This is a genomic window from Actinoplanes sp. SE50/110, assembly GCF_900119315.1.
In the GTDB taxonomy this organism is placed as follows: Bacteria; Actinomycetota; Actinomycetes; order Mycobacteriales; family Micromonosporaceae; genus Actinoplanes.
On the sequence record NZ_LT827010.1, the window covers coordinates 4,265,651 to 4,286,481 of the forward strand.

The window sequence follows — 20,831 nt, forward strand, 5'->3', positions numbered from 1 at the left end:
TTCCTCCGCACTCGTTTCGCCGACAGGTACGGTATCGCCTGACAACCGGTGGCACGCGAAACGGAGAATCCTTACGTCATGGCACGTCGAGAAACCTCCGTTGCCGGGCCGGGCAGCCGCGCGCTGATCGTGGACGTGGTCCGGTCGGCGGTGTCGATCAGCCGGGTGGAGTTGGCGGAGCGAACCGGTCTCACCCAGCCGTCGATCTCCAACATAGTGCGCGACCTGATCGGGGACGGTGTCATTCACGAGACCGGCTCGGCCGATTCGGCGCGCGGCAAGCCTCGCAGACTGCTGGCGATCACCGCAGCCAGCCGGTTCGGGATCGGCTTTCAACTTGGACCGGACACGCTGACGTGTGTGGCCATCGATCTGACCGGCGGGGTGGTGGGCCGCGAGGTGGTTCCGTTCGACGGTGCGGACCTGCCGGAGCAGCTGACCGAGCGGTTCGACGACTTCATGGCCGATCTGGACCTGGCCCGTGACCGGATCGAGGGCCTGGCGATCGTGACGCCTGCCGTCCGTCCCGGCGACGAGGCCACCGTCCCGCCGTGGACCGAGGTGCGCGCCGTTCTGGCTGAGCGGCTCGGTATACCGGTGCTGGTGGAGAACGATGCGGCGGCCGCGGCGCTGGGCGAGTTCTGGAGCCGGCGGGTGTCGCGAGAGCAGGCGTTCGGCAGCGTCTACCTGTCGTCCGGGATCGGCGCCGGCCTGGTCTTCGGCGGCGCTCTGCACCGCGGCGCGAGCTTCGATGCCGGCGAGCTCGGACACATGTCGATTGCGTACGACGGGCTGCCCTGCCCGTGCGGCAACCGTGGCTGTGTTGAGCGCTATGCGTCGATGGTGGCGACCGTGGACGCGGCCCGTGCCGCCGGCCTGGCGCTGGAGCAACAGAGCGTCTTCGGTGCGTACGACGCGATCGCGCGCGCCGCCGTCAGCGGCGACCCCGATGCGTTCGCTGTGGTGGACCAGGCGGCCGGCTACCTGAGCGTGGCGGTCACCTCCATGGTCAATCTGCTCGACCTGGGCCGGGTCGTGCTGACCGGGCCGGGCATGGCGATCGCCGGTTCGATCTACGCCCGGCGGTTGCGGGAAACGCTGGCCCGCACCGCCCATGCCCGGCACCGCCACGAGGTCGTCGTCGAGTTGTCGGCGCAGCCCCGCGATGCGGCCGGCATCGGCGCGGCGGCGCTGGTCGTGCAGGCGTCGATCGCGCCCGGGCACACCGCCGGCCTGCCCGCCACGAACGACGCCTGAGCCCGGCCGGGCATCCACCCGGCGGGAGACGTCGGCGCTGTCCCGTCGTCCCCGGCGCCCGCGGATCCTTCTCAGGTCAACGCGGCGTGCGGGCTCCGCTCGTCAGCCAGTTGCCAGCTGCTGGTCTGACGGCGCTTCGCCGTGTACATCGCGGCATCGGCGTCGCGCAACAAATCCGCGCCGTCGACCTGGCGCGAGCCGCCGGCCAGCGCGATACCGATACTCATGCGGGCCACCACGAGGTGGCCGGCCACCTCGAACGGCTCATCGAGGGTGTGCAGCAGGCGCTCCGCGACCGCGACAGCCTCCTCAGCGCCGGTGACACCAGCAAGGACGACCGCGAACTCGTCACCGCCGAGTCGCCCCGCGGTGTCGACGTCCCGGACGACGCGGCGCAGCCGGTCACCGACCCCGATCAGCAAGCCGTCGCCGACATGGTGGCCGAGCGTGTCGTTGACCTGTTTGAAGCCATCCATGTCGATGAGCAGCACGGCGGCCTGAGGGCGGTCCGGGCCGGTCGCGGCGACGGCCGCGTCGAGCCGGCTGTGCAGCAGGGCGCGATTCGCCAGTCCGGTCAGCGCGTCATAGCTGGCTCGCTGCACCAGTTCGGCGGTGAGTTGCGCCGCGTCGAGGCTGGAGACGACCTGGTTGACGAGCGTGCTCAGGTCGGCGCGAGCCTCCTTGCGGACGCCGCGCGCCGCGCCCACCACGAGCAGGCCGCTGATCCCGCGTTTACCGTGCAGTGGCAGCAGCAGCTCGTCGTTCACCGAGCCGACCCGCTGATCGGTCGCGGAGTCAGGCTGATCGGCGAAAGCCGCCCGCAGGGTGTCGTCGGACGACAGGACGGAGGTGCCGGGAAGGGATTCCCGGGTGGTGCCCTGGAATGCCGCGACCCGCGGTGTCCCGTCGTGGCACACGACGATCGCGCAGTAGCCAGGGCTGTCGCCGAGCAGGGCGAGTCCGGCCGCTACCGCCTCGGCATGGACGGACTCACGCTTGTCCAGGGCGTTCAGGGCCGTTCCGGTACGGATCAGCGCCTGCTGCCGGGCTTCGGCACGCTGCTGACCGGCGAGCGCGTTGCCCAGCAGGAAGGTGACGGTAGCGATGATGACGACGCCGGGGATCTGGACCAGCGTGTCCAGCTCGCTCACGCCACCCGTCGCGGCGACGACGACCGGCAGCATCGCCAGCACGGCGACCGCCATCAGCGGGCGAGTCACCGCGCTGGACCGGGTGCCGTACAGCGGACGGAACACCAGCACGGCGTAGAACGAGGCAAGCGCCGGATTGACGCGGCCGATGGCGATGCCCGCGAACAACACCACGAGCCATTCGAGTGGCTCGGTGACGGCGGACAGCCGCTGCCGGCGCCAGCCGTACACGGCCGAGGCGCCCAGCCAGAGCATGCTCATGCCGGATGCCGTACGGATCAATCCGTTGGTGGTGCTGACGAAGGCGAGTTGCTGCACGGTGGTCACCACGCTGACCAGCAGATTGATCAGGAACAGGCCGCGGACTTTGGGAAGCAGGCCCGACCGCGACCAGCGATGCCTCATCATGGCCAGGCTTGTCGCGATCATTCGTTCTCCTCGAACCCGGCACGGCTGACGATGCTTTCTCATCGGTTGGGCACGGGCGGACCTGAGGATCGGCGACTGGCGCCGGCGAACAGGTCCGGGGCGGCATCGACGCTCGGTTACCGCGTCGATCCCGCCCCGGGCAGGATCTCCTGGGCCGTTGTCTAGCTCATGGCCCAGCGTTGGTTGGCCTTGCCGTTGCAGGTCCAGATCTGCAGCCGGGTCCCGTTGGCGATGGCTTCCGCGACGGCGTCGGCACACTTTCCGGTCGCCGGGTTCACCAAGGTCTGCGCGGTGGCGTTGTACCGCCATTGCTGGTTGGGATTGTTTGCGGTGCAGTCCCAGATCTGCAGCCGGGTCCCGTCGGCGTTGACACCGCCGGTGATATCGAGGCATTTGCCGAGAGCCCGCACGGTGCCGTCGGCGGCCCGGGTCCACGCCTGGGCGCTTCCGCCGGTGTCGCAGGTGTAGAGCTGCACGGCGGTGCCGTTCGCGGTGCCGGCCGCAGTGACATCGACGCACTTTTTGCTGGGCACGCCGCGGATCTTGCCGGTGGCGCCCGCGGCCGCAGGCGCGGTGTTCGGGGCGGTGGTGGCCGGGGCGGCGGTGCCGCCACCGGATCCGATGGTGATCTGGCCGCGGTTGAGGACGCGGGCGTTCGCGTAGGCGCTCTGGATCTCGGCGGTGGTATTACTGCCCAGTAGCTGCTCGGACCAGATCATGAAGTAGGCCCACTTGGGCTGGCTGGTCAGGAAGGCCGCGGTGGGCACCTTGCCCATCTCGGCGATCGCGATCGGCTTCGTACCCGCGATCGACTGGATCTGCGCGTAGTCGGCCGCCGATGGATAATTCTTGTACCAGGCGTCGAGGGACACCACATCGGCATAGTTGCTGCCGGGATAGTACTGAGCCCAGTTGGCCGTCGGATTGTCCTGCACGTTCCACACGTAGATCAGGTTGTCCAGGCCCTGGCTGTCGAAGTACTCGTGCATCTGCTGGTAGATCTTGGCGCCGCCGTTCGCGCCCGGCCGTCCGCCCCACCAGTTCCAGGTCTCGTTCATCTCGTGGAACGGTCGCCACAGCACCGGGATGCCGGCGTCCTTGAGCTGCTTGAGGAACGGGACGACGGCAGCCATCCGGCTGCGCCACGTGTTGTACAGGGTGGTGCCGGGGGTGACGATCTCGGTGAACTGCGCATTGGTGATGCTGGTCTTCACCCCGCCGTCGAAGGCGCAGGTGGCGGCGACGGTCGGGGAGCAGGCGTGCCAGGTCAAAGCGACGATCGAACCGGCCGCCCACTGGGTCTTCGCCTCATTGATCACGGTCTGCCGGTTGGCGACGTCCGCGGGATTGAACATCATGTCGCCGCCCCACAGGCCAGGGAACTGCCCGGACGCGGCGCGAGCCTGCTGGGTGTACTGGGTCGGGCTGCTGGCTGGTTCCTTGTTGTGCTGCCCGGAGATGATGTTCTTCCCGGTGATCGACTGCAGGTAGCTGATCACCGTGGCCTTCGACGTCACGGAGAACGCGCTCGCTGTTCCTGGTAGACGGAGCATCACGGTGCCCAGCACCGCCGCCGCAGCAGCGAACGTCACGGCCGCGATGACGCGGCGAGAACGGGTCTTTCTCGTCAAGGGAGGACTCCATGAGAGCGGGCCGGAGGGGGTGGCGTGGCAACGGACGTCCACCCACGGGGACATCGTCGCGGCGATCCGCCGGCGTGCGGGGGGAGGGGTCTTTCCGGTAGGACGCAGCCAGCATGGAAGCTACATGTGTACACGTCAAGGCTAAGATTATTAATTTAAGGTTTTGCCAAGTCCGTACGTCGGGGCCGGGACAGGGTGATGGCGGCCGGGCGTGAGCCGAGTGGTGACGACATGGAGGTTCTCCTCGGGGCGGCTGACGCCGATGGAAGACCTGAAGTTGACCGCGTCGTTCCTGCTGCCACAACTCGGGCAAAAGTCGAAAATTACTAGCACTCCAGCCGACGCCGCGGACAGCAAAGTGCGGCAAGATGCCGTTCGGAGCGCGAGACCCGCTTAGCCCGGCGGTCGCGCGAAGGCCGGCTCATTCGATCGCGTAGGTGGTGTTCGCCGCCGAGCCTGACGTGATCGGCCGGCGTTTGATCCCCGCCAGTTGGGTGGGCACGGTCCGGTTGATGGTGTCGCCCAGTCCCAGCTGGCCGTACCCGTTCTGGCCCCAGCACCAGACCGTGCGTAGCGTCTGGGTGCCGCACGTGTGTCCCTGCCCGGCACTGATCGACTTCCAGGACGTGGCGGTCCCGACCCGGGTCACTGAGGGCCGGTCGGTGGTGTCCCCGACGGCCACGCCGAGCTGACCGGAGCTGTTCAGGCCCCAGCACCACAGTGTGCCATCGGTCTGGATCGCGCAGACATGGCCGCCGCCGGCCGTGACCCTGCTCCACGTTGTGAGTGTCCCAACCTGTTTCGGCGCTTGATAGCCGGTGGTGTCACCCTGACCGAGGCGGCCGTTGGCGCCGCTGCCCCAGCACCACAGCGACCCGTCGGTCTGGATCCCGCAGGTTTGCTGGGCGCCCGCGGCGACCGCGCTCCAGGTGGCAGAGCCGATCTTGACGGGAACCAGCCGGTTCGTGGTGTCTCCCGCCGCCATGCCGAGCTGGCCGGCGGAGTTGTTCCCCCAGCACCACAGGGTGTTGTCGGTCTTGATGGCGCAGGTGTGGTTGTCGCCGGCCGACAAGATGGCGCTCCACGAGGTGGCGGGTGCCTGGCTGACCTGTACCGGTACGGTCTGCGTGGCGGTGTTGTTCTGGCCGGTCTGGCCGGAGGACGCATATCCCCAGCACCACAGCGTGTTGTCGGTCTGGGTGCCGCAGGCATGGCGGTCACCCGCGGTCACTGTCCGCCAGGTCGTCGCGGCGGTCACCTGCTTGGGATATCCGTACGGCAGGTTCCATCCCGCCTGGCCGACGTCGTTGGGCCCCCAGCACCACAACGTCCCGTCCGTACGCACCGAACAGGCGAAGTCGTTGCCGGCCGCCACGGCGGTGTAGGTCGTCCCCGGGTATGCCACCGGCGTACTCGACTGGTGATGGGTGAAGCCCCAGCACCAGAGGGTGTTCAGAGTCTTGCGGATCGCGCACGTCCCCTGGGATCCGAACCCGGAGGCCAGCGAAGCCCAGGTGAGGGCACCTGACGAGGTGGGACTGTTGCGCGCGTTCTGGTCCCCGGCGCCGAGCTGACCGGCGAAGTTGTCGCCCCAGCACCAGATGGTGTCGTCGGATTTGAGGCCGCAGGTGGAGACGGTGCGGCCGCCGGCCGACTTCCAGGTCGCCGCCCCGGCCACCGTGACCGGGGTGAGGGAGGTGTTCCACGTGCCGTCGCCGAGCTGACCGGAGGTGCCGCGTCCCCAGCACGACAGAGTGTTGTCGGTCTTGGTGGCACAGGTGTGGTTACGCCCGGCGTACGGCGTGAGCCACGTCGTGCCGGGCACCTGCTGGAGGGCGACGCTGTTGGCCGTGCTGTTGTTTCCGAGCCGGCCGTCGCCGCCGTCGCCGAAGCAGTACAGGGTGTTGTCGGTCTTCACGGCGCAGGTGTGGCCAGAGCCGGTGGTCACCGCTCGCCACGGCCCGGCCACGGACGTCACGTTGAACGGACTCACGTCCCGGTCGGTCAGGGTCGCGGGATTGCCGGTCTGGCCCCGCTCGTTGTACCCCCAGCACCACAGCGAGGCATCGGTCTGAATCCCGCAGGTGTGATAACCGCCGGTGGAGACCTGGCTCCAGGTCGCGGAACCCACCTGGGCCGGTGTGCTGAGGTTCGTCTGATTGCCTTGGCCGAGCTGACCCCACAAGCTGGAACCCCAGCACCACAGGGTGCCACCGGTCTGGATGCCGCAGGTGTGCTCATAGCCGGCCGAGATCTGGGTCCACGTGGCTGAACCGACCTTGGTGGGGTCGTACCGGTAGGTGGTGTCGCCCTGCCCGAGTTGCCCTCTGGTGTTCGATCCCCAGCACCACAGGGTCCCGTCGGTCTGAATGCCGCAGTTGTGGAAGGTGCCGTCGGTCAGTTGAGCCCAGGTGGCCGTGCCCACTTGCGCCGGAACCAGGCTGCCGAGTGCCCGGCCGTTGGCCCAGATCTGGCCGGCGTCGAAGTTTGCCGCTGCCGTGAAGGAGGAGGAGTTGGCTGTGGTGGCCGAGAAGACTGCCCGGACGCGGCGACAGGTGAACGCTGGTACCGCCAGGAGCAGAACCAGCGCCGTCATCGTCGCCAGCATGCGGCACGCCGGTCGGCGGGTGAGGCTGACCCTCGCCCTGAACGCCCACTTCATGCGCATCGGTCGTTTCTGTACGCATGCCGGCACCGGACGCCTGGAGTAGAGGCGTACCACGCGGTTCACGTGCTCTGTGCCTCCCAGGTGAAGGCAAGGATGGCCGCTTTGCTCTGGGCGGCGTAGTTGTCCAGGAGAGTCCAGCTGATCCGGTAGACCTGCGTGCTACCGCTGAGGGCGGGAGCCCACGTGCCGGCACCGCCCGCGAAGCTGGTCCCCAGCGCACTGAGCGTCCCGGTGTAAATCGCTGACCCGGTGAAGCCACCGCAGTTCGCGAAGGAGCCACCGTTGCCCTGCTCGATGACCATGTCAAGGTACGGATGGAGAGTGCTGATCGAGGTGGCGGCATAGACCTTCACCAGCGAGGCGACGGTACCGTTGTAGGTCACCGTGATGCACCTCTGCCCGTTGTCACCGGGTTTGATGCCGGTGGCAGAGAACATCGCGCCTGCGCTGTCGTCGTCGGACAGCGCGACGGTCCCGGCCGAGAGGCTGTTACCGCCGCTCGAGGTGGTGCTGGTCAACGTTGCCCGGGAGCTCTGCACGACCATTCCGGCAGCGGTCAGCAGCCCGGCCGCCCACAGGCAGGTTGTGCGGCGCCGGCGTCGCAGAGGCGGTGCCGCACCCATCAATGCCCCCGACCCACTGCCGTGCCGAGCGATTCGTCGGTGAAGTGGCCGATCTCCACGCGATTGCGGCCGGCTTCCTTGGCCCGGTAGAGCGCCTGATCGGCGGCCTCGAGCAGTACGGTGGGCGGCACCCCGCCAGGAGGAAGGCTGGCGATACCCATGCTGCACGTGACGGGGACAGGAGCCGGACAGGTGCGGACCGCGTTGCGGAATCGCTCGGCCGTTTGCCAGACATCGTCGACCGGTACGCCGGGCAGGATGACGGCGAACTCCTCCCCGCCATAACGGGCCACCACATCGCCCTCCCTGGCGGTGCTCCTGAGTGCGGCGGCCGCGGCTTTCAGGACTTCGTCGCCGGTCTGGTGCCCGTACGTGTCGTTGACCTTTTTGAAGAAGTCGAGGTCGACCAGCGTCACCGCCAACGGCTCACCGGTGCGCATGGCGTGGTCGATGTGCTGGGCAAGGGCCGCGTCGAAGAACTTGCGGTTGGCGACGCCGGTGAGGCCGTCGGTTTCGGCGGCCAGCCGCAGCCGCTCGACGAGTCCGGCGCGGGTGAGCGCGAGCCCGACATGCGCGGTCGCCTGTATCAGGGTGGACATCATCCGGTGCTCGACGCGCTTGCTCCGGCCCATGTCCAGGACCAGGTGACCGCGCCCCGCCGGCCCGAGCGGGATGGGCAGCACGGCCAGGCGCTCCGCGCCGGGCAGCCGGCTGACGACGTAGGAATCCCGCTGCTTGTCGAGATTGCGGACGAGCACGGGGCCCGCTTCAGTGTCGGCCAGCAGCGACCCGTGAGCATGCGCCGTTTTGCCGGTGTCCAGGGCGGCCGGCAGAGGCGGCCATCCCTTCTCCACGAACCGGAGCCCACGACCCTCCTCGTCCGAGGCGGGTTCGATGACTACCAATGCGCGGACGGCGAGTAGATCCTCGACGGCCAGGCGGGTCAACGCCGCGGCGATCTCGCCCAGGTCGTTGCTGGCTTCCAGATGCACGGCCAGGCTCCGCAGCACCTCTGCGTCGTACCGTCGGCGGCGCAGTTCGCGCTCATTGAGCGCGGCGTACAGCGAGGTGGCCAAGGCCGCGGCACCAAGCAGGGCGACAAAAGTGACGTACCCGGCCATCGGTAGTGGCGCCGGCTGCTTGACGGTCAGTAGCCCGACCTGCTCCGCCTGTAGCACGCACAACACCAGCAGGGCATGCCAGACCGCGACCTTGCCGCCGGACCGAAACGATGTCAGCAGGCTCACCCCGCAGACGTGCAGCACCATCAGGACGCTGATCGGTCCGCTCACGCCGCCGTATGCGTGCAGGGCTGTCGCCAGGCCGAGCCCGTCGACGAGCAGGGCGATGTTGACCGCCACGATGGCCATCCTGCGGCCGACCCGGGGCGCCGCGACGGTGAGCACGGTCGCCCAGGCGCACAGCAGCGCGACGGCGAACAGATCCTTCCCGTCGGTGCGGCGTTGGCCCGGCAGGAAGATCCAGAACGCGGCCACCATGGCGGCGAGACCCAGCCGCAACGAGGTCGACCATCTGATCCGATCCGCCAACGGCAGCAAGCCGAACCGCGAGGGATGAGGCTGGAGCGTCACTGCGTCCTCCACGGGATCGAGCCGTTGTCCGGGAAGGCCTGGTGCGGCTCGCCGTACAGCGGAGCGTGCGCGAGTTTCGGATCGCCGCGGTCCAGCCGGTCCTGCACCAGCAGGAACAGCAGGACCAGCAGCAACAGCAGCAGAGCGAGCCAGGAGAAGCGGGCCACTCCGGCCAGGAGATCGCCCACCCGGGCGGCGGTCGTCGGCGGGCAGGGAGCCGCCGCCATGGAGTCACCGGGCACCGTCCCCGACGGCAAGCCACCACCCGCCGGCGGAACGGCCGAGTCGGATGGTCGTGCGGCAGCCGGCGCCGTGATGGACGGCGGTGTGGTGGTCGGCGGTGTGGTGGTCGGCGGTGTGGTGGTCGGCGGTGTGGTGGTCGGCGGTGTGGTGGTCGGCGGTGTGGTGGTCGGCGGTGTGGTGGTCGGCGGTGTGGTGGTCGGCGGTGTGGTGGTCGGCGGTGTGGTGGTCGGCGGTGTGGTGGTCGGGGCCGCGCTGGAAGTACCGGGCAGGGAAGGCGCACTCGTCCCCGGACCGGTCGTGGGCGTCACCCCCGGAGCCTGCGATCGCCAGGTCAGCGTGGCGAGCGCCGACGAACCCGCAGCGCGGGCATCGTCGGCGACCTCGACCGCGATGCGAAAGGTGCGGCTCTCGGCATGCCCGGGAACCCAGCCGGTGGGTACGCCCTCCGTTCCCGCGCTGCCCAGCGCGGCGATGGAGCCGGTGTAGAACGACGTGGCGTCGGCCGCGAAATCGCTGCAGTCCCGCGACGTCCCCGTTCCGATGGTGCCCTCCACCCGCAGCCACGGTGCCAGCGCACCGGACACTCCGCTGGCACCGAATCGCACGACCGAGCCCCCCGAGGCGGCGGCGATGACGATGCAGCGCTCGACACGGTGTCCCGGCGCCATCCGTCGCACGTCGAACAGCGGGGCATTCGAGCCCGCCGTCAGTGCGGCTCCGGTGAGCGGCATGGACGCCAGGACCCGATCGGCCTGCGGTGCGGGTGTCCGGGTGTGCTTGTGCTGGAGCAGCAGGGCGGTCGCGACCGCGATGACGGCCACGAGCACCGCGCCGATCCCTCGCCGCAGAAGCGAAGGGTGCGGCGGGCGGTCCGGCCGGGTCACAGCCTTCCTGTCGGCATTTTCCGCACTGATCTTAATGAGCGCCGGTCACCCGGTCGTTCAGGTGCTGTGTGCCTCCCAGACGAAGTCCAGCTCGACCTGGTCGCCCTGGGCGGCGTTGTCGTCGGCGAGGGTGGGGATGAAGCGATAGGGACGCGTCTCCGGCTGGTCACCCGATGGGCTCCACGCGCCGGGTGTCAATCCGGCAGCCCAGGTCCCGGCGGAATTCGCGGTGGCACGAAGGTCGGTGTCGCTCAGTTGCGTCCAGTTGCCCGGCGACGCGCAGGACGAGCCGGACCCGATGTCGATCCTCATGGTCAGCAACGTGTCGAGCTCTTCGCCGTGGTCGTCGAGCCGGGCAAGGTAGAGCCGGACGTCGGCCGCGACGTCGCCGGCATAGGTCACCGCGATGCATTTCGTCGATCCGGTTCCGGGCGCCAGGTCGGTCCCGAAGCTGGTGAACAACGCGGCACCGTTGTCGTCGTCGGTCAGTGCCACAATGCCGGACTGCCACGAGTCGCCTTGGTTGGTGACCGTGTCCTCGAGCGAGGCGTGGCTCGCCTGCCACACCAACCCGGCGGACACCACCATGCCCGCCACCAGGGCTGCCGGAAGCTTGGCGCGGGGCCGCACATCGGCGACCGGCGATGTCTCCGGCCGCACCGCGAGCGGGGCGGTCACGCCGGGGGCTCGTAGTCGCCTGGTCCAGTTCACGGTCGTCCTCGCTGTCGGGGGAAAAACACCAGACCGGAACGCGAATCGCCGGCCTGTGTGGCTGCCCGCGAGTATCGGTCGGCGCCGAGCCCTGATGAGGATTCCGGTGCGCGACGGTGTCGGCTCAGGCGTGCCGGGGAGGCCGCCGAAGATACTTGAGGAGCCTGAACAAAGGGGCAGGAGATGCGTGTCTCTCTGAAGCGTCCGTGGTCTGCGGCGTTGCCCAGCGATCGTGCCGGCGCCCGAGAGCGCAGACGACTCCGGGCGGTCAATCTGCTGTCCGACGTCCGGGACGCGGTGGTCGCCTGCCTGTTCGGGATGCTGCTGATCTCCGTCGCGCCGGCGCTGCTGGGATGGAAACCCACGGTCGTGGTCTCCGGTTCGATGCTTCCCACCATCCGCCCGGGCGATGTGGTCGTCGCCGCGCCCGTGCCGGACGATCCCCGGTCGCGGGTGAAGCCCGGACGGGTCGTTCTGGTTGATGATCCGGCACTGCCCGATGAACTCCTGATGCACCGGTTGATGCGATACGACACTGACGGCCGGATGATCCTCAAGGGCGATGCCAACGCGTCGCCGGACAGTACGCCGGTAACGCTGGAGAGCCTGCGTGGTGTTCCGCGGCTGCGCGTCCCGTTCATCGGCCTGCCGTTCCTCTGGGTGCAGCAAGGCCGGTTCGTGCCGGTGGTAGCGGCCGGTTTCCTGCTGCTGTTCCTTGTCGTCTGGCAGCCGCGGCGCCCCCAGATGACGCGAGACACTGTGCCCGATCAGACCTCGGCGGAGGAGTAGAAGCTTCGGATCCGGCCTTACGCAGGCGCCGTCGAAGCGCTTTGCTGTCCCTTCAACCCGTCCGCAACCCAACTGCACTTACCCGAAACTCGAGGGGATCCGGCGAGGAGTCGAACTTGACGCCGAGGGTCACAGGGGGTGGCCGCTCAAGGAGACGGTTGAAAGGGGTGTTGATGGGCCGCCAGAGCAATCAAGCGACCTTCGCATCGGTCGAGAGGCATCGTCGCCACCGCGGGATTGCAGTGGCCGTCGGTGTGATCGCCTGCGCGGCGGTGGTCTGGCAGTCCTCGCACGCCACGTTCTCCGCCACGACGAGCAGCTCCGGCAACCGGATCGGTGCCGGTACGGTCACCATCGACGTCAACAACGGCGGTGCGGCGATGTTCTCCACCGTCGGAGGCGACACGGCTCTGGCGCCTGGTGCGTCGCGCTCGGTGTGCATCGGGGTCGGGTACACCGGCACTCTGGCTCCCACCTCGGTCGCGTTGTACTTTCCCAACGGCGCGACGCAGGCGAAGGAGATGGACGCCGGAAGCGGCACATGGAACGCCTGGCAGAGCGCTGTCGCGGGCGGAGCGGAGATGGACGACAATGTCACCCTGCAGGTGGAGGTGAACAACGCGGACCTGGCCACCGACCCTGGCAGCGTCTGTACCGGGACGTTCGGCGACGTCATCGCGGCGGGGACCAACCTGCGGACGCTGATCAGCACCAAGAGCGCATGGGGTGCGACTACGTCGTACACCGTGCCGACCATGGGCAACGGCAAGTACCGGTCGTACCGGTTCACCTACACGTTGGGCGCCGGCGCCGGTAACAACGTTCAGGGCGACGGTGTCGAGTTCACTGCCATGTGGGAAGCCCAGAGGTAGTCGACGGTGAGGTGTGAGCGGCTCCGGTGGCGCTCGCCACCGGAGCCGGTCGACATCCCGATCAGCGGCTGATCACTTCTGCGCCGCCCAGGTGAAGGCGCATTTCAGTCCATCACTCTGCGCGGCGGCAGTCGCGGCGAGCGAGAAGGTGTACGTGAACCGCCAGACCCGCCAGGTGTTCGGGACGACGGTGCCCCACTGCGAGACCAGGCCGGTGGCGAAATCGTAGTTGGTGGCGATGAGCGTACGCATGTTCGTGCCGAAAGTTCCGGCGACGTCGGTGAAGGAGCCGACACCTGCCGGGTTGCAGTTGCTTCCGGGGCTGGCGGCCAGGTCGTTGCTGCTCACCTCGATCCGCATGGTGAGGTTGTCGTCCATCATCGAGGCGGTACTGTCCGCCCACGCACCGTAAACAGCTCCACTGTCGGACTCCTGCGCGGCCGTCTTGTCGACGAAGAGACGGATCGGCGCGGACGTCACCGATCCGGTGTACGAGACGCCCGTGCACACGGTGGCGCTGTCGCCGGGCAGTAGCGACGCGGTGCTGAACAGAGCCGATCCGCCGTCGTTGTCGGTGATGGCGACCGTGCCGGCTCCGAGCCTGTTCCCGGTACTGCTGCTGCGCGAGGTGAAGACGGCGTTCGTCGACCGCACCGTGGCCAGGACGGCGACGAGGATGCCGATCAGCCAGAACCGCAGGGGCCAGCGACGCCGTCGCGCCCGCCGCACGCTCTTCTGGTGCAAGCCCATGGATAGCCAGATCATGCCGTTCCGCGGAGAAGTGGGTCACCCCCATTCTCACGGGTCGCCGTGCGCCGGATGAGAGAAACGCCCGGATCACCGGTGGCTCGGCACCTAGACTGAATGGCGAAAGTCCCTCGGTTCCACCCTCTACCAAATTTCCGATCCACATGCCGAGGATTCGGAAGCCGCACGTCCGAGGGGTGCCCGGGAAAGTGGAAAGCGATGCCAGCAGATCGGGTAAGAGGCCGCATCGTCCGCGCGGGCACTCGGGTGGTCGCCGTGTTCGCCGTGCTGGCACTGGCGTTTGGTCTGGCCGATTTCCGTCTCGTGCGGGCCGTGTTCACCGATTCCACCGCAACCGGGACGAACACTTTCAGCGCCGCCGCGAGCTTTCCTGACTATCCCACCACGATCAGCAACGACGGCGCGTACTTCTATCACCGGCTGGCCGAGGCGCAGACCTCCAGTGCGACGTCGAACGCGGCGGACTCCAGCTCGAACGGCACCCGGACCGGCACCTACGACGGGCGCACCGACGGCCCGGCCACCTGGTACGACTTCGAGGACATCGCCGGCTCGGCGGTCGCCGACGAGTCCGGCAACGGCAACAGCGCAACGCTGAGCGGCACCACGACAGTGGCGGGCCACCCCGGTAGCTCCGTGAGCTTCGACGGCACGGCGAGTCATGCCGACGCGGCGCGGGCGGGCATCAGCGTCACCACGGACTTCACCGTCTCGGCATGGGTCTACCTGCCCACCGGGGCCGACAATCAAGACCGCGCCGTCGTCAGCCTTTCCGGATCGGCCACCAGCGCATTCCTGCTCAAGTTCGATGACTCGGACGACAAGTGGGAATTCGAGATGGCGCAGTCGAACATCGGCGCCCCGACGCCGGACGCCGCCAAGAGCAGCGGTGCTCCGGCACTCGACACCTGGACGCACCTCGCCGGGGTCTACAGCGACGCGTCGAACCTGCTGACGCTCTACGTCAACGGGGTCGCGTCGGCCACCACCGCCGCCCACGCCGACGCCAATGAATGGACCCCGTCGGGCACTCTCCAACTGGGGCGAACCTGGTACAACACCGCCTGGGCGACCGCGTACTGGCTCGGCCGGATCGATGACGTCCGGGTCTATCAGTCCGCGGTAACCAGCACCGACATCCTGGGCATGTCGACCGAGGCGCCGACGGTTCATTACCGGTTCGACGAAACCGGCGGCACCAGTGTCGCGGACAGCTCCGGCAACGCCAACGACGGCAGCACCTCAGGAACCGCCACCTGGAACCCCGGGGGCTGGTGGGGAGGGGCGTTGACGCTGGACGGGTCCGGCGCTGCCGCGCTGAGCAACAGCCGGGCTGTCGCCACCGATCAGGCTTTCACCGTCTCGGCCTGGGTGTACCTACCGTCGACGGCAGCCACCATCACCCGCGCGATCCTCAGCGAGAACGGTGGCAACGCCGCTGCCTTCGAATTGAAGTACAACCAGGCGGCACCGGACCGCTGGGAGTTGGCGATGTGGGACAACGACAACTCCGCCTCCAACGCCGCGGGCGCCAAGTCAGCGGCGGTGGCGACGAAAGACGCCTGGCAGATGATCACCGGAGTGTACGACGACGCGGCGGATCTTCTGCGGTTGTACGTCAACGGGGTGCAGAGCGGCACGACCGCGCGCACCGACGCCGTCGAATGGGCCATTACCAATCGGCTGCAGATCGGCCGGTCGCGGAACTACGGCGCTTGGGCCAACCCGTTTTCCGGAAGCATCGATGATGTCCGGACCTACCAGGCGGCGTTGACGCCGAATCAGATCAGCCAGCTCTACAAGTACGGGCGAACCATCCCGACCGGTATGACCGCCGGTGGCAGCGGCGCGTTGCAGGGTCCGCTGGGCGGGCAGGCCGGGAACACCGCGGTCGCCTTCAACGGGTCGGGCAGTGGCTTCAACCCGATCTCGTTCACCAACCCGACGACGTTCACGATCGAGTGCTGGTTCAAGGGCTCGGACAACCGGGGCGGGCAGATCCTGGCGTTCAACGCCGACCAGACGTCGTTCTTTCCCACCTACACCACCGACCGGATGGTCTACATCGACAGCGCACAACGCCTGGTCTTCGGTGTCAACAAAGCGGGCACGATCGTCACCGCCGCGTACGCCGGGTCGGCGGCCACCTGGAAGAACTGGCACCATGTGGCGGCCACGATGAGCCCGGCCAACGGCATCCGGCTGTATCTGGACGGTGCGCTGGTCGCCTCCGACGCGACGGGAACGGCCGGCGGGAACTACACCGGTTTCTGGCGCTGGGGCGGCGGTCACCTCACCGGCTGGCCGAACCGTCCGGGCCACGACTACTTCGTCGGCATGATCGACGAGGTGGCTTACTACCAGACCGAGTTGACCGCTCTGCAGGTTTCGCGGGACTTCAACGCCAATCGGTGACCAGCGGGCGTCGGTACCGGAGGGAACCCCTCACGAACAGTGGCGGGCGGTCGTGAGGAGTTCCGCGCCCAGAGGAATCAGGCCGGCAGTTGAAAGCGCTGGAAGAACTGCCACATCAGCGTGTTGGCGTTGATCTCCTGCGTCGTGTTGCCGTTTCCGTTGGAGACCGGTGTCCCCGGCCAGGTGTGACCGCCGTCGCTGATCGAATAGAGCACGACGTCGGCGCCGTTGGCGCAACCGAGGTAGTTCGTTCTTGTGACGTGGGTGGTGACCGGGGCAGTGGTCGGACCGGTGGTGCACCGGTTGATCGCCGCCCACCGTGCCTGCGCGACCGGTACCGAATACTGCCAGTACTCGGAGCCGCCGCCCGGGTACGGGTTGGTGGTGTCCTGCTGCCCATGGAAGGCGATCACCGGGACCGGCCGGGCCGGGTTGCAGGAGGCGGGATCCGGCTGCGCGGTGTTCTGCGGGTTGGGCCGGCCGGCGCGGAGCCCGCCCACGGGGGCGATGGCAGCCAGCCGGTCCGGTCGTGCGCAGGCGAACGCCGACGTCATCCGGCCGCCTCCGGAGTATCCGGCGCCGTAGACGCGGGTCGGAGCGGCACACAGGGTCGAGGTCGCCGTGGTGAGCACCTGCTCGAGGAAGCCGATGTCGTCTCGTGCCCCGGCCGGCGCTGTGCCGACACCGGGCACGTTCCAGGCGAAGCCGCTGGCATTGGGGATCGCCCCGCTGGGTGCGACGATCAGGAATTGGTTGGCGTCGGCGGTCGGCTTCATGTTGCTGTACTGCAGCTGACCGGATCCGGTGCCGCCGGAGCCGTGCAGGTTCATGACCAGGGGAAGCCGGGTGCCGGGTTGAGCGCCCGCCGGAACGTAGACGGCCACCTGGTATTGCTTGCCTGCGAAGCTGACCGGCATGGTGCGCTCGCCCGGCTGCACGGTCCGGTTGCAGGCCGCCCCGCTGGCCGACGGCGATGGGGTGACTGGTCCACCGCCGCCGGGCAGTACCCAGTCCTGGTTGGTCTGGCTGTTGCACGTCCAGATCTGCAACGGCGTGCCATCCGCGCTGGACTGGCCGGCGGCGTCGAGGCACCGACCGGTCGCCGGGTTGACGATGTCCTTCGTCGCGCTGTTGTAGACCCACTGCTGATTGGCGTTACCGAAACAGTCCCACAGCTGCACCTTGGTCCCGTCGGCGTTGACGCCGCCGGTGACGTCCAGACACTTGCCCAATACCCGGATGGTACGGTCGTCCGCCACGGACACCCGCTGCTGAGCGGAGTTGTTGCAGGTCCACAGCTGAACCTTGGTGCCGTTGGCGGTGCCCCCTGCGGCCACGTCGACACATTTGCCCGCCAGGCCGGTAAGGGCACCGGTGGCGGCGGCTGATGCCGGCAGAGTCACGGCGACTGCGGCGCCGCCGGCCAACAGGACGGAGAGGGTGACAAGGACTGGTCGGCGTTTCACGTGACGGTCTCCTGAACGCTGTAAGACGAGCTGGCTCGTCGCGATGTCCACGACGGCCCCGGCGCTCCGGTGCGATGCGCGCCGGAGCGCCACGCCTCAGGACGTGGTGGACGGGGGGGGTGCGGCATTGAGGTCGCTTGCGGCCCGGCGGCTGCCATCCAGGCCCCGGGTGATGTTCCAACGGGCCGGGCCGCGGGTGTGATCCGGGGCTGGCGGCCTGGCCTACAGCGGTCCCCGCCCACCGAGGCAGCTCCTGGCGGACTCATCATGGGGCCGCGCGGCGGACCTGTCAATGCGCTATTAAATAATTTAAGTCGCTGAGGCTCGCTCATTTCTGACCATGAGCTCCGCCCTGGTCGGTGGGGTGGCGCCGGCCCGCGCAACCGTGAGCCCCGCGACCAGAGCCGCATGGCTGAGCACCGCTCGGAGGTCTTCGCCGGTGATGGCGTGCAGCCGTGGCCGGGCGGCGGCGCCGAGTAGCCCTCGTTCCCCCAGTCCGTCGAGCAGCCCGGACATGAAGGCGTCCCCGGCCCCGACGGTGTCAACGACGCTGACGGCCACCGGCGGGACAGTCACCTGGACCTCCCCGGCGATCGCCAGCGCGCCTTGGGCTCCCAGGGTCACGCAGACCAGGGCGGGTCCGAGGGCGAGCAGGTGCCGGGCCGCGTTGAGCGCCGGCATGCCGGGGTAGAGCCAGGCCAGGTCTTCGTCGCTGGCCTTTACCACGTCGGATCCGGCGACGATCGACTCCACTCGAGTGCGGCAGTCGTCCGGGTCGCCGATCAGCGCCGGCCGGATGTTCGGGTCGTAGCTGACCGTCATGGCGTCCCGGCGGTCCACCAGCAACCGCTCGACGTCGCCGCCGCCCGGTGCCATCAGCGCCGCGATCGACCCGGTGTGCAGATGCCGAGCGGTCTCGGCGGGTGCCGGACCGCCCGGCCAGCGCGGCCACTCGACGGCGAAGTCGTAGCGCGCCGACCCGTCCGGCTGGATTGCGGCCAGCGCCCGGGAGGTCACTCCGGCGATCGGTGCCAGCAGGTCGACGCCCGAGCCGGTGAGGTGCGCGCGCAGCAGGTCACCGGCCGGGTCGGCGCCCAGGTGGGTCCACAGGCCGACGTCGTTGCCGAGCCGGCCCAGCCCGACCGCCACGTTGGCCGGGCTGCCGCCGGGCAGTTCCCGCTGCTCGTCGGAGATGACGTCGAGGATGGACTCGCCGACGACCAGGAATCGCCTCATCGGACCGCTCCGTTCGCGCACGCCGCGGCGAGACCTGGGGAGAGCGGCGCCCGGGGGAGCAGCATCGCCTGCACGGCGTGGTAGAGGTCCGGCTTGCCGGACCACGTCGTCGCGGCCGGCTGGTTGTCGGTGTCCAGCTCGTGCCACCACGAGCCCTGTTGCACGTCCACGAAGTTCCCTCGCACATAGTCCGACCAGATCGAAAACCACCGGGCAAAATCCTCTTCGCCGGTACGTGTGTGCAGCGCTGCCGCGGCCGCGATCGCCTCGGCCGCGACCCAGTGCATCCGTTGCCGCACCACGGGCGTGCCGTCCCAGTCAGTGGTGTAGACGAAGCCGGGTGCGCCGTCGACCGCCCATCCGTCCTCGACCGCCCGGGCGAACAGGGCTCGAGCGGCCGGCAGCAGCCAGTCCGGTGACGCCGGGCCCAGCGCGGCTTCCAGGTGCAAGATCAGCCGCGACCATTCCAGCGCGTGCCCGACGGTCGCCCCGTACGGCTGGAACGGGTCGTCCGGCCGATCCCGGTGATAGTCCAGCCGCGCGTTCCATCGCGCGTCGAAGTGTTCCGGCAGCCGCCATCCGTGTTCTCGCCCCCGGCTGACGGCTCGTTCGCTGATCGCCAGCGCACGGTCCAGGCAGTCTGTCCGCCCGGTGGCGTCGTACGCGGCGAGCATCGCCTCGACCGCGTGCATGTTGGCGTTCAGCCCCCGGTAGTCGTCGAGGCGCTGCCAGCCGGTGTCCCAGGCGTCGGCGAACATCTGGTGCACGGGGTCCCAGAAGTGGCGCACCAGAGTGTCGAGCGCCCTGGTCAGCAGGGCCGGCGCGCCCGGACGCCGGGCGATGGTGGCGGTCGACGCTGCCAGGACGACGAAGGCGTGGTCGTAGCACGACTTTCCGGCGGCTGGCAGCCCGTCCGGGGAGACCGAGGGGTGCCAGCCGCCGTGCTCGCGGTCAGCTAGAACGCCGGTGAGGCCGGCCAGCGCGGCGTCGGTCAGCGGACCGGCTCCCGGTACGCCGAGCAGGTCGCCCAGGCTGTAGACGTGCGCCATCCGGGCGGTGATCCAGGTGTGCACGGGTGCGTCGAGATCGGGGGTTCCGTCGGTCCGCAGCCAGGCCGCGCCGCCGAGCGGATGGGGGAAGGCACGGCCGAAGTCGAGCAGACGCTGGACGGTGTCCGCCGGAGGTGTGGTGCTCAATGCAGGTCGCTCCTTCAAGCGGGAAGCGCGGTCAGCCGGTGCTGTCGCGTTCGACGATGTGGGCCTGGGGCGCCTCATAGACGTTGTCTGCCGAGTTCTGGCGCATCGCGTCGAGAACGGCGGTGGCCGCGATCTCGCCGATCCGTCCGACGTCGTGGCTCATCGCGGAGAGTGCCGGCCGGGCGAGCTGGCACTGCGCGGAGTCGTCCCAGGCCACGACGGAGAGGTCGCCGGGGACGCGGAGGCCCCGCTTGATCATCGTCTCCAGTCCGCTGAGCGCCATCACGTCGTTGTCGTAGACGATCGCGGTCGGCGGGACCGGATGCGCGGCCAGTAATCGGGCGGTGGTGACCCGGCCGGACTCCTGCGAGTAGTCGCCCTCGGCACCGATCAGCGTGACGCCCCGGGCGGCAGCCTCGGCCTGGAAGCCGCCGAGCCGCAGCTGGGTGTGTGCGAGCGAGCGTGGTCCGCTGACGTGGCCGACGACGGTGTGGCCGCGGTCGGCGAGGAAGCGGATCGCTTCGCGCGCCGATCCGGCGTCGTCGGTCCAGACGGTGGGCAGCCCGTCCGCGGTGGACGGGTCGCCGATCACGACGGCCGGCAGGCGGAGCTTGCGGACCAGCTCGACGCGGTCGTCGCCGGGGCTGAGGTCCACCATGATGACGCCGCCGACTCGCTGTTCGGCCGACCACTGCTCGTAGGTGGCCTTCTCAGCGGCGTGGTCGGTGACCACTTTGACCAGCACCGAGATTCCGGCCGGGATCAGCAGCCGTTCCAGGCCCTCGATGAATTCGTGGTAGTACGGTTCCTCGCCGAGCACCTGCGAGGCCCGGGCCAGCACGAGGCCGACGCGCCGTGGCCGTGGTGTCACTGGTTCCTCCATCTTGG

The 20,831-nt window shown here is 68.9% G+C and carries 16 protein-coding genes; 4 read left to right on the plus strand and 12 right to left on the minus strand.

Annotation, left to right across the window (positions count from 1 at the left end):
* Positions 1–78 precede the first annotated feature (78 nt).
* A complete protein-coding gene (locus ACSP50_RS18740) occupies positions 79–1,257 on the plus strand; it encodes an ROK family transcriptional regulator (RefSeq protein ID WP_014690820.1) in 1,179 nt (392 codons plus the stop codon).
* A 71-nt stretch (positions 1,258–1,328) separates the two neighbouring features.
* Here the strand turns inward: ACSP50_RS18740 and ACSP50_RS18745 are convergent, their stop codons facing one another.
* From ACSP50_RS18745 to ACSP50_RS18775, 7 genes are all read right to left on the minus strand, one after another.
* Positions 1,329–2,837 carry a GGDEF domain-containing protein gene (locus ACSP50_RS18745; protein ID WP_014690821.1) on the minus strand — a complete coding sequence of 503 codons (1,509 nt, stop codon included), beginning with the start codon at positions 2,835–2,837 and terminating at the stop codon, positions 1,329–1,331.
* A gap of 161 nt (positions 2,838–2,998) precedes the next feature.
* Positions 2,999–4,429 carry a glycosyl hydrolase gene (locus ACSP50_RS18750; RefSeq protein WP_197688159.1) on the minus strand — a complete coding sequence of 477 codons (1,431 nt, stop codon included), beginning with the start codon at positions 4,427–4,429 and terminating at the stop codon, positions 2,999–3,001.
* Between the two features lie 472 nt (positions 4,430–4,901).
* Positions 4,902–7,076, minus strand: coding sequence for a chromosome condensation regulator RCC1 (locus tag ACSP50_RS18755; protein WP_155123548.1), 2,175 nt, complete (start codon positions 7,074–7,076; stop codon positions 4,902–4,904).
* Positions 7,077–7,207: 131 nt separating this feature from the next.
* Positions 7,208–7,666, minus strand: a complete 459-nt coding sequence (locus ACSP50_RS18760) for a hypothetical protein (protein ID WP_080127907.1) — start codon at positions 7,664–7,666, stop codon at positions 7,208–7,210.
* A 104-nt stretch (positions 7,667–7,770) separates the two neighbouring features.
* Positions 7,771–9,291: a GGDEF domain-containing protein gene (locus ACSP50_RS18765; protein ID WP_155123549.1), complete on the minus strand. Its 1,521-nt coding sequence runs from the start codon at positions 9,289–9,291 to the stop codon at positions 7,771–7,773.
* 68 nt (positions 9,292–9,359) lie between these two features.
* A complete protein-coding gene (locus ACSP50_RS43410) occupies positions 9,360–10,433 on the minus strand; it encodes a hypothetical protein (protein WP_080127908.1) in 1,074 nt (357 codons plus the stop codon).
* Between the two features lie 114 nt (positions 10,434–10,547).
* Positions 10,548–11,168, minus strand: coding sequence for a hypothetical protein (locus ACSP50_RS18775; RefSeq protein WP_043511682.1), 621 nt, complete (start codon positions 11,166–11,168; stop codon positions 10,548–10,550).
* Between the two features lie 351 nt (positions 11,169–11,519).
* Between ACSP50_RS18775 and ACSP50_RS18780 the strand changes: the two genes are divergently transcribed.
* Both ACSP50_RS18780 and ACSP50_RS18785 read left to right on the plus strand, forming a co-directional pair.
* The gene (locus ACSP50_RS18780; protein WP_157432785.1) at positions 11,520–11,990 is read left to right on the plus strand and encodes a S24/S26 family peptidase; all 471 of its coding nucleotides are present in this window, start codon (positions 11,520–11,522) and stop codon (positions 11,988–11,990) included.
* A 173-nt stretch (positions 11,991–12,163) separates the two neighbouring features.
* The gene (locus ACSP50_RS18785; RefSeq protein WP_014690829.1) at positions 12,164–12,862 is read left to right on the plus strand and encodes a hypothetical protein; all 699 of its coding nucleotides are present in this window, start codon (positions 12,164–12,166) and stop codon (positions 12,860–12,862) included.
* A 72-nt stretch (positions 12,863–12,934) separates the two neighbouring features.
* On the opposite strand, the gene ACSP50_RS18790 is transcribed toward ACSP50_RS18785, so the two are convergent.
* Positions 12,935–13,612 (minus strand): hypothetical protein, encoded by a 678-nt coding sequence (locus ACSP50_RS18790; protein WP_043511687.1) that lies wholly within the window; start codon positions 13,610–13,612, stop codon positions 12,935–12,937.
* 273 nt (positions 13,613–13,885) lie between these two features.
* Between ACSP50_RS18790 and ACSP50_RS18795 the strand changes: the two genes are divergently transcribed.
* Positions 13,886–16,045 carry a LamG domain-containing protein gene (locus ACSP50_RS18795; protein WP_172898775.1) on the plus strand — a complete coding sequence of 720 codons (2,160 nt, stop codon included), beginning with the start codon at positions 13,886–13,888 and terminating at the stop codon, positions 16,043–16,045.
* A 77-nt stretch (positions 16,046–16,122) separates the two neighbouring features.
* On the opposite strand, the gene ACSP50_RS43415 is transcribed toward ACSP50_RS18795, so the two are convergent.
* The 4 genes from ACSP50_RS43415 to ACSP50_RS18815 form a co-directional block, all read right to left on the minus strand.
* On the minus strand, positions 16,123–17,382 hold the full coding sequence (locus ACSP50_RS43415; protein ID WP_231956972.1) for a ricin-type beta-trefoil lectin domain protein: 1,260 nt from the start codon (positions 17,380–17,382) through the stop codon (positions 16,123–16,125).
* Positions 17,383–17,820: 438 nt separating this feature from the next.
* A complete protein-coding gene (locus ACSP50_RS18805) occupies positions 17,821–18,747 on the minus strand; it encodes a carbohydrate kinase (protein ID WP_014690833.1) in 927 nt (308 codons plus the stop codon).
* Positions 18,744–19,943, minus strand: a complete 1,200-nt coding sequence (locus tag ACSP50_RS18810; protein ID WP_014690834.1) for an AGE family epimerase/isomerase — start codon at positions 19,941–19,943, stop codon at positions 18,744–18,746. The genes ACSP50_RS18805 and ACSP50_RS18810 overlap by 4 nt, the downstream gene beginning before the upstream one ends.
* 31 nt (positions 19,944–19,974) lie before the next feature.
* Positions 19,975–20,826 (minus strand): LacI family DNA-binding transcriptional regulator, encoded by an 852-nt coding sequence (locus ACSP50_RS18815; RefSeq protein WP_043511692.1) that lies wholly within the window; start codon positions 20,824–20,826, stop codon positions 19,975–19,977.
* Between the last annotated feature and the right edge of the window lie 5 nt (positions 20,827–20,831).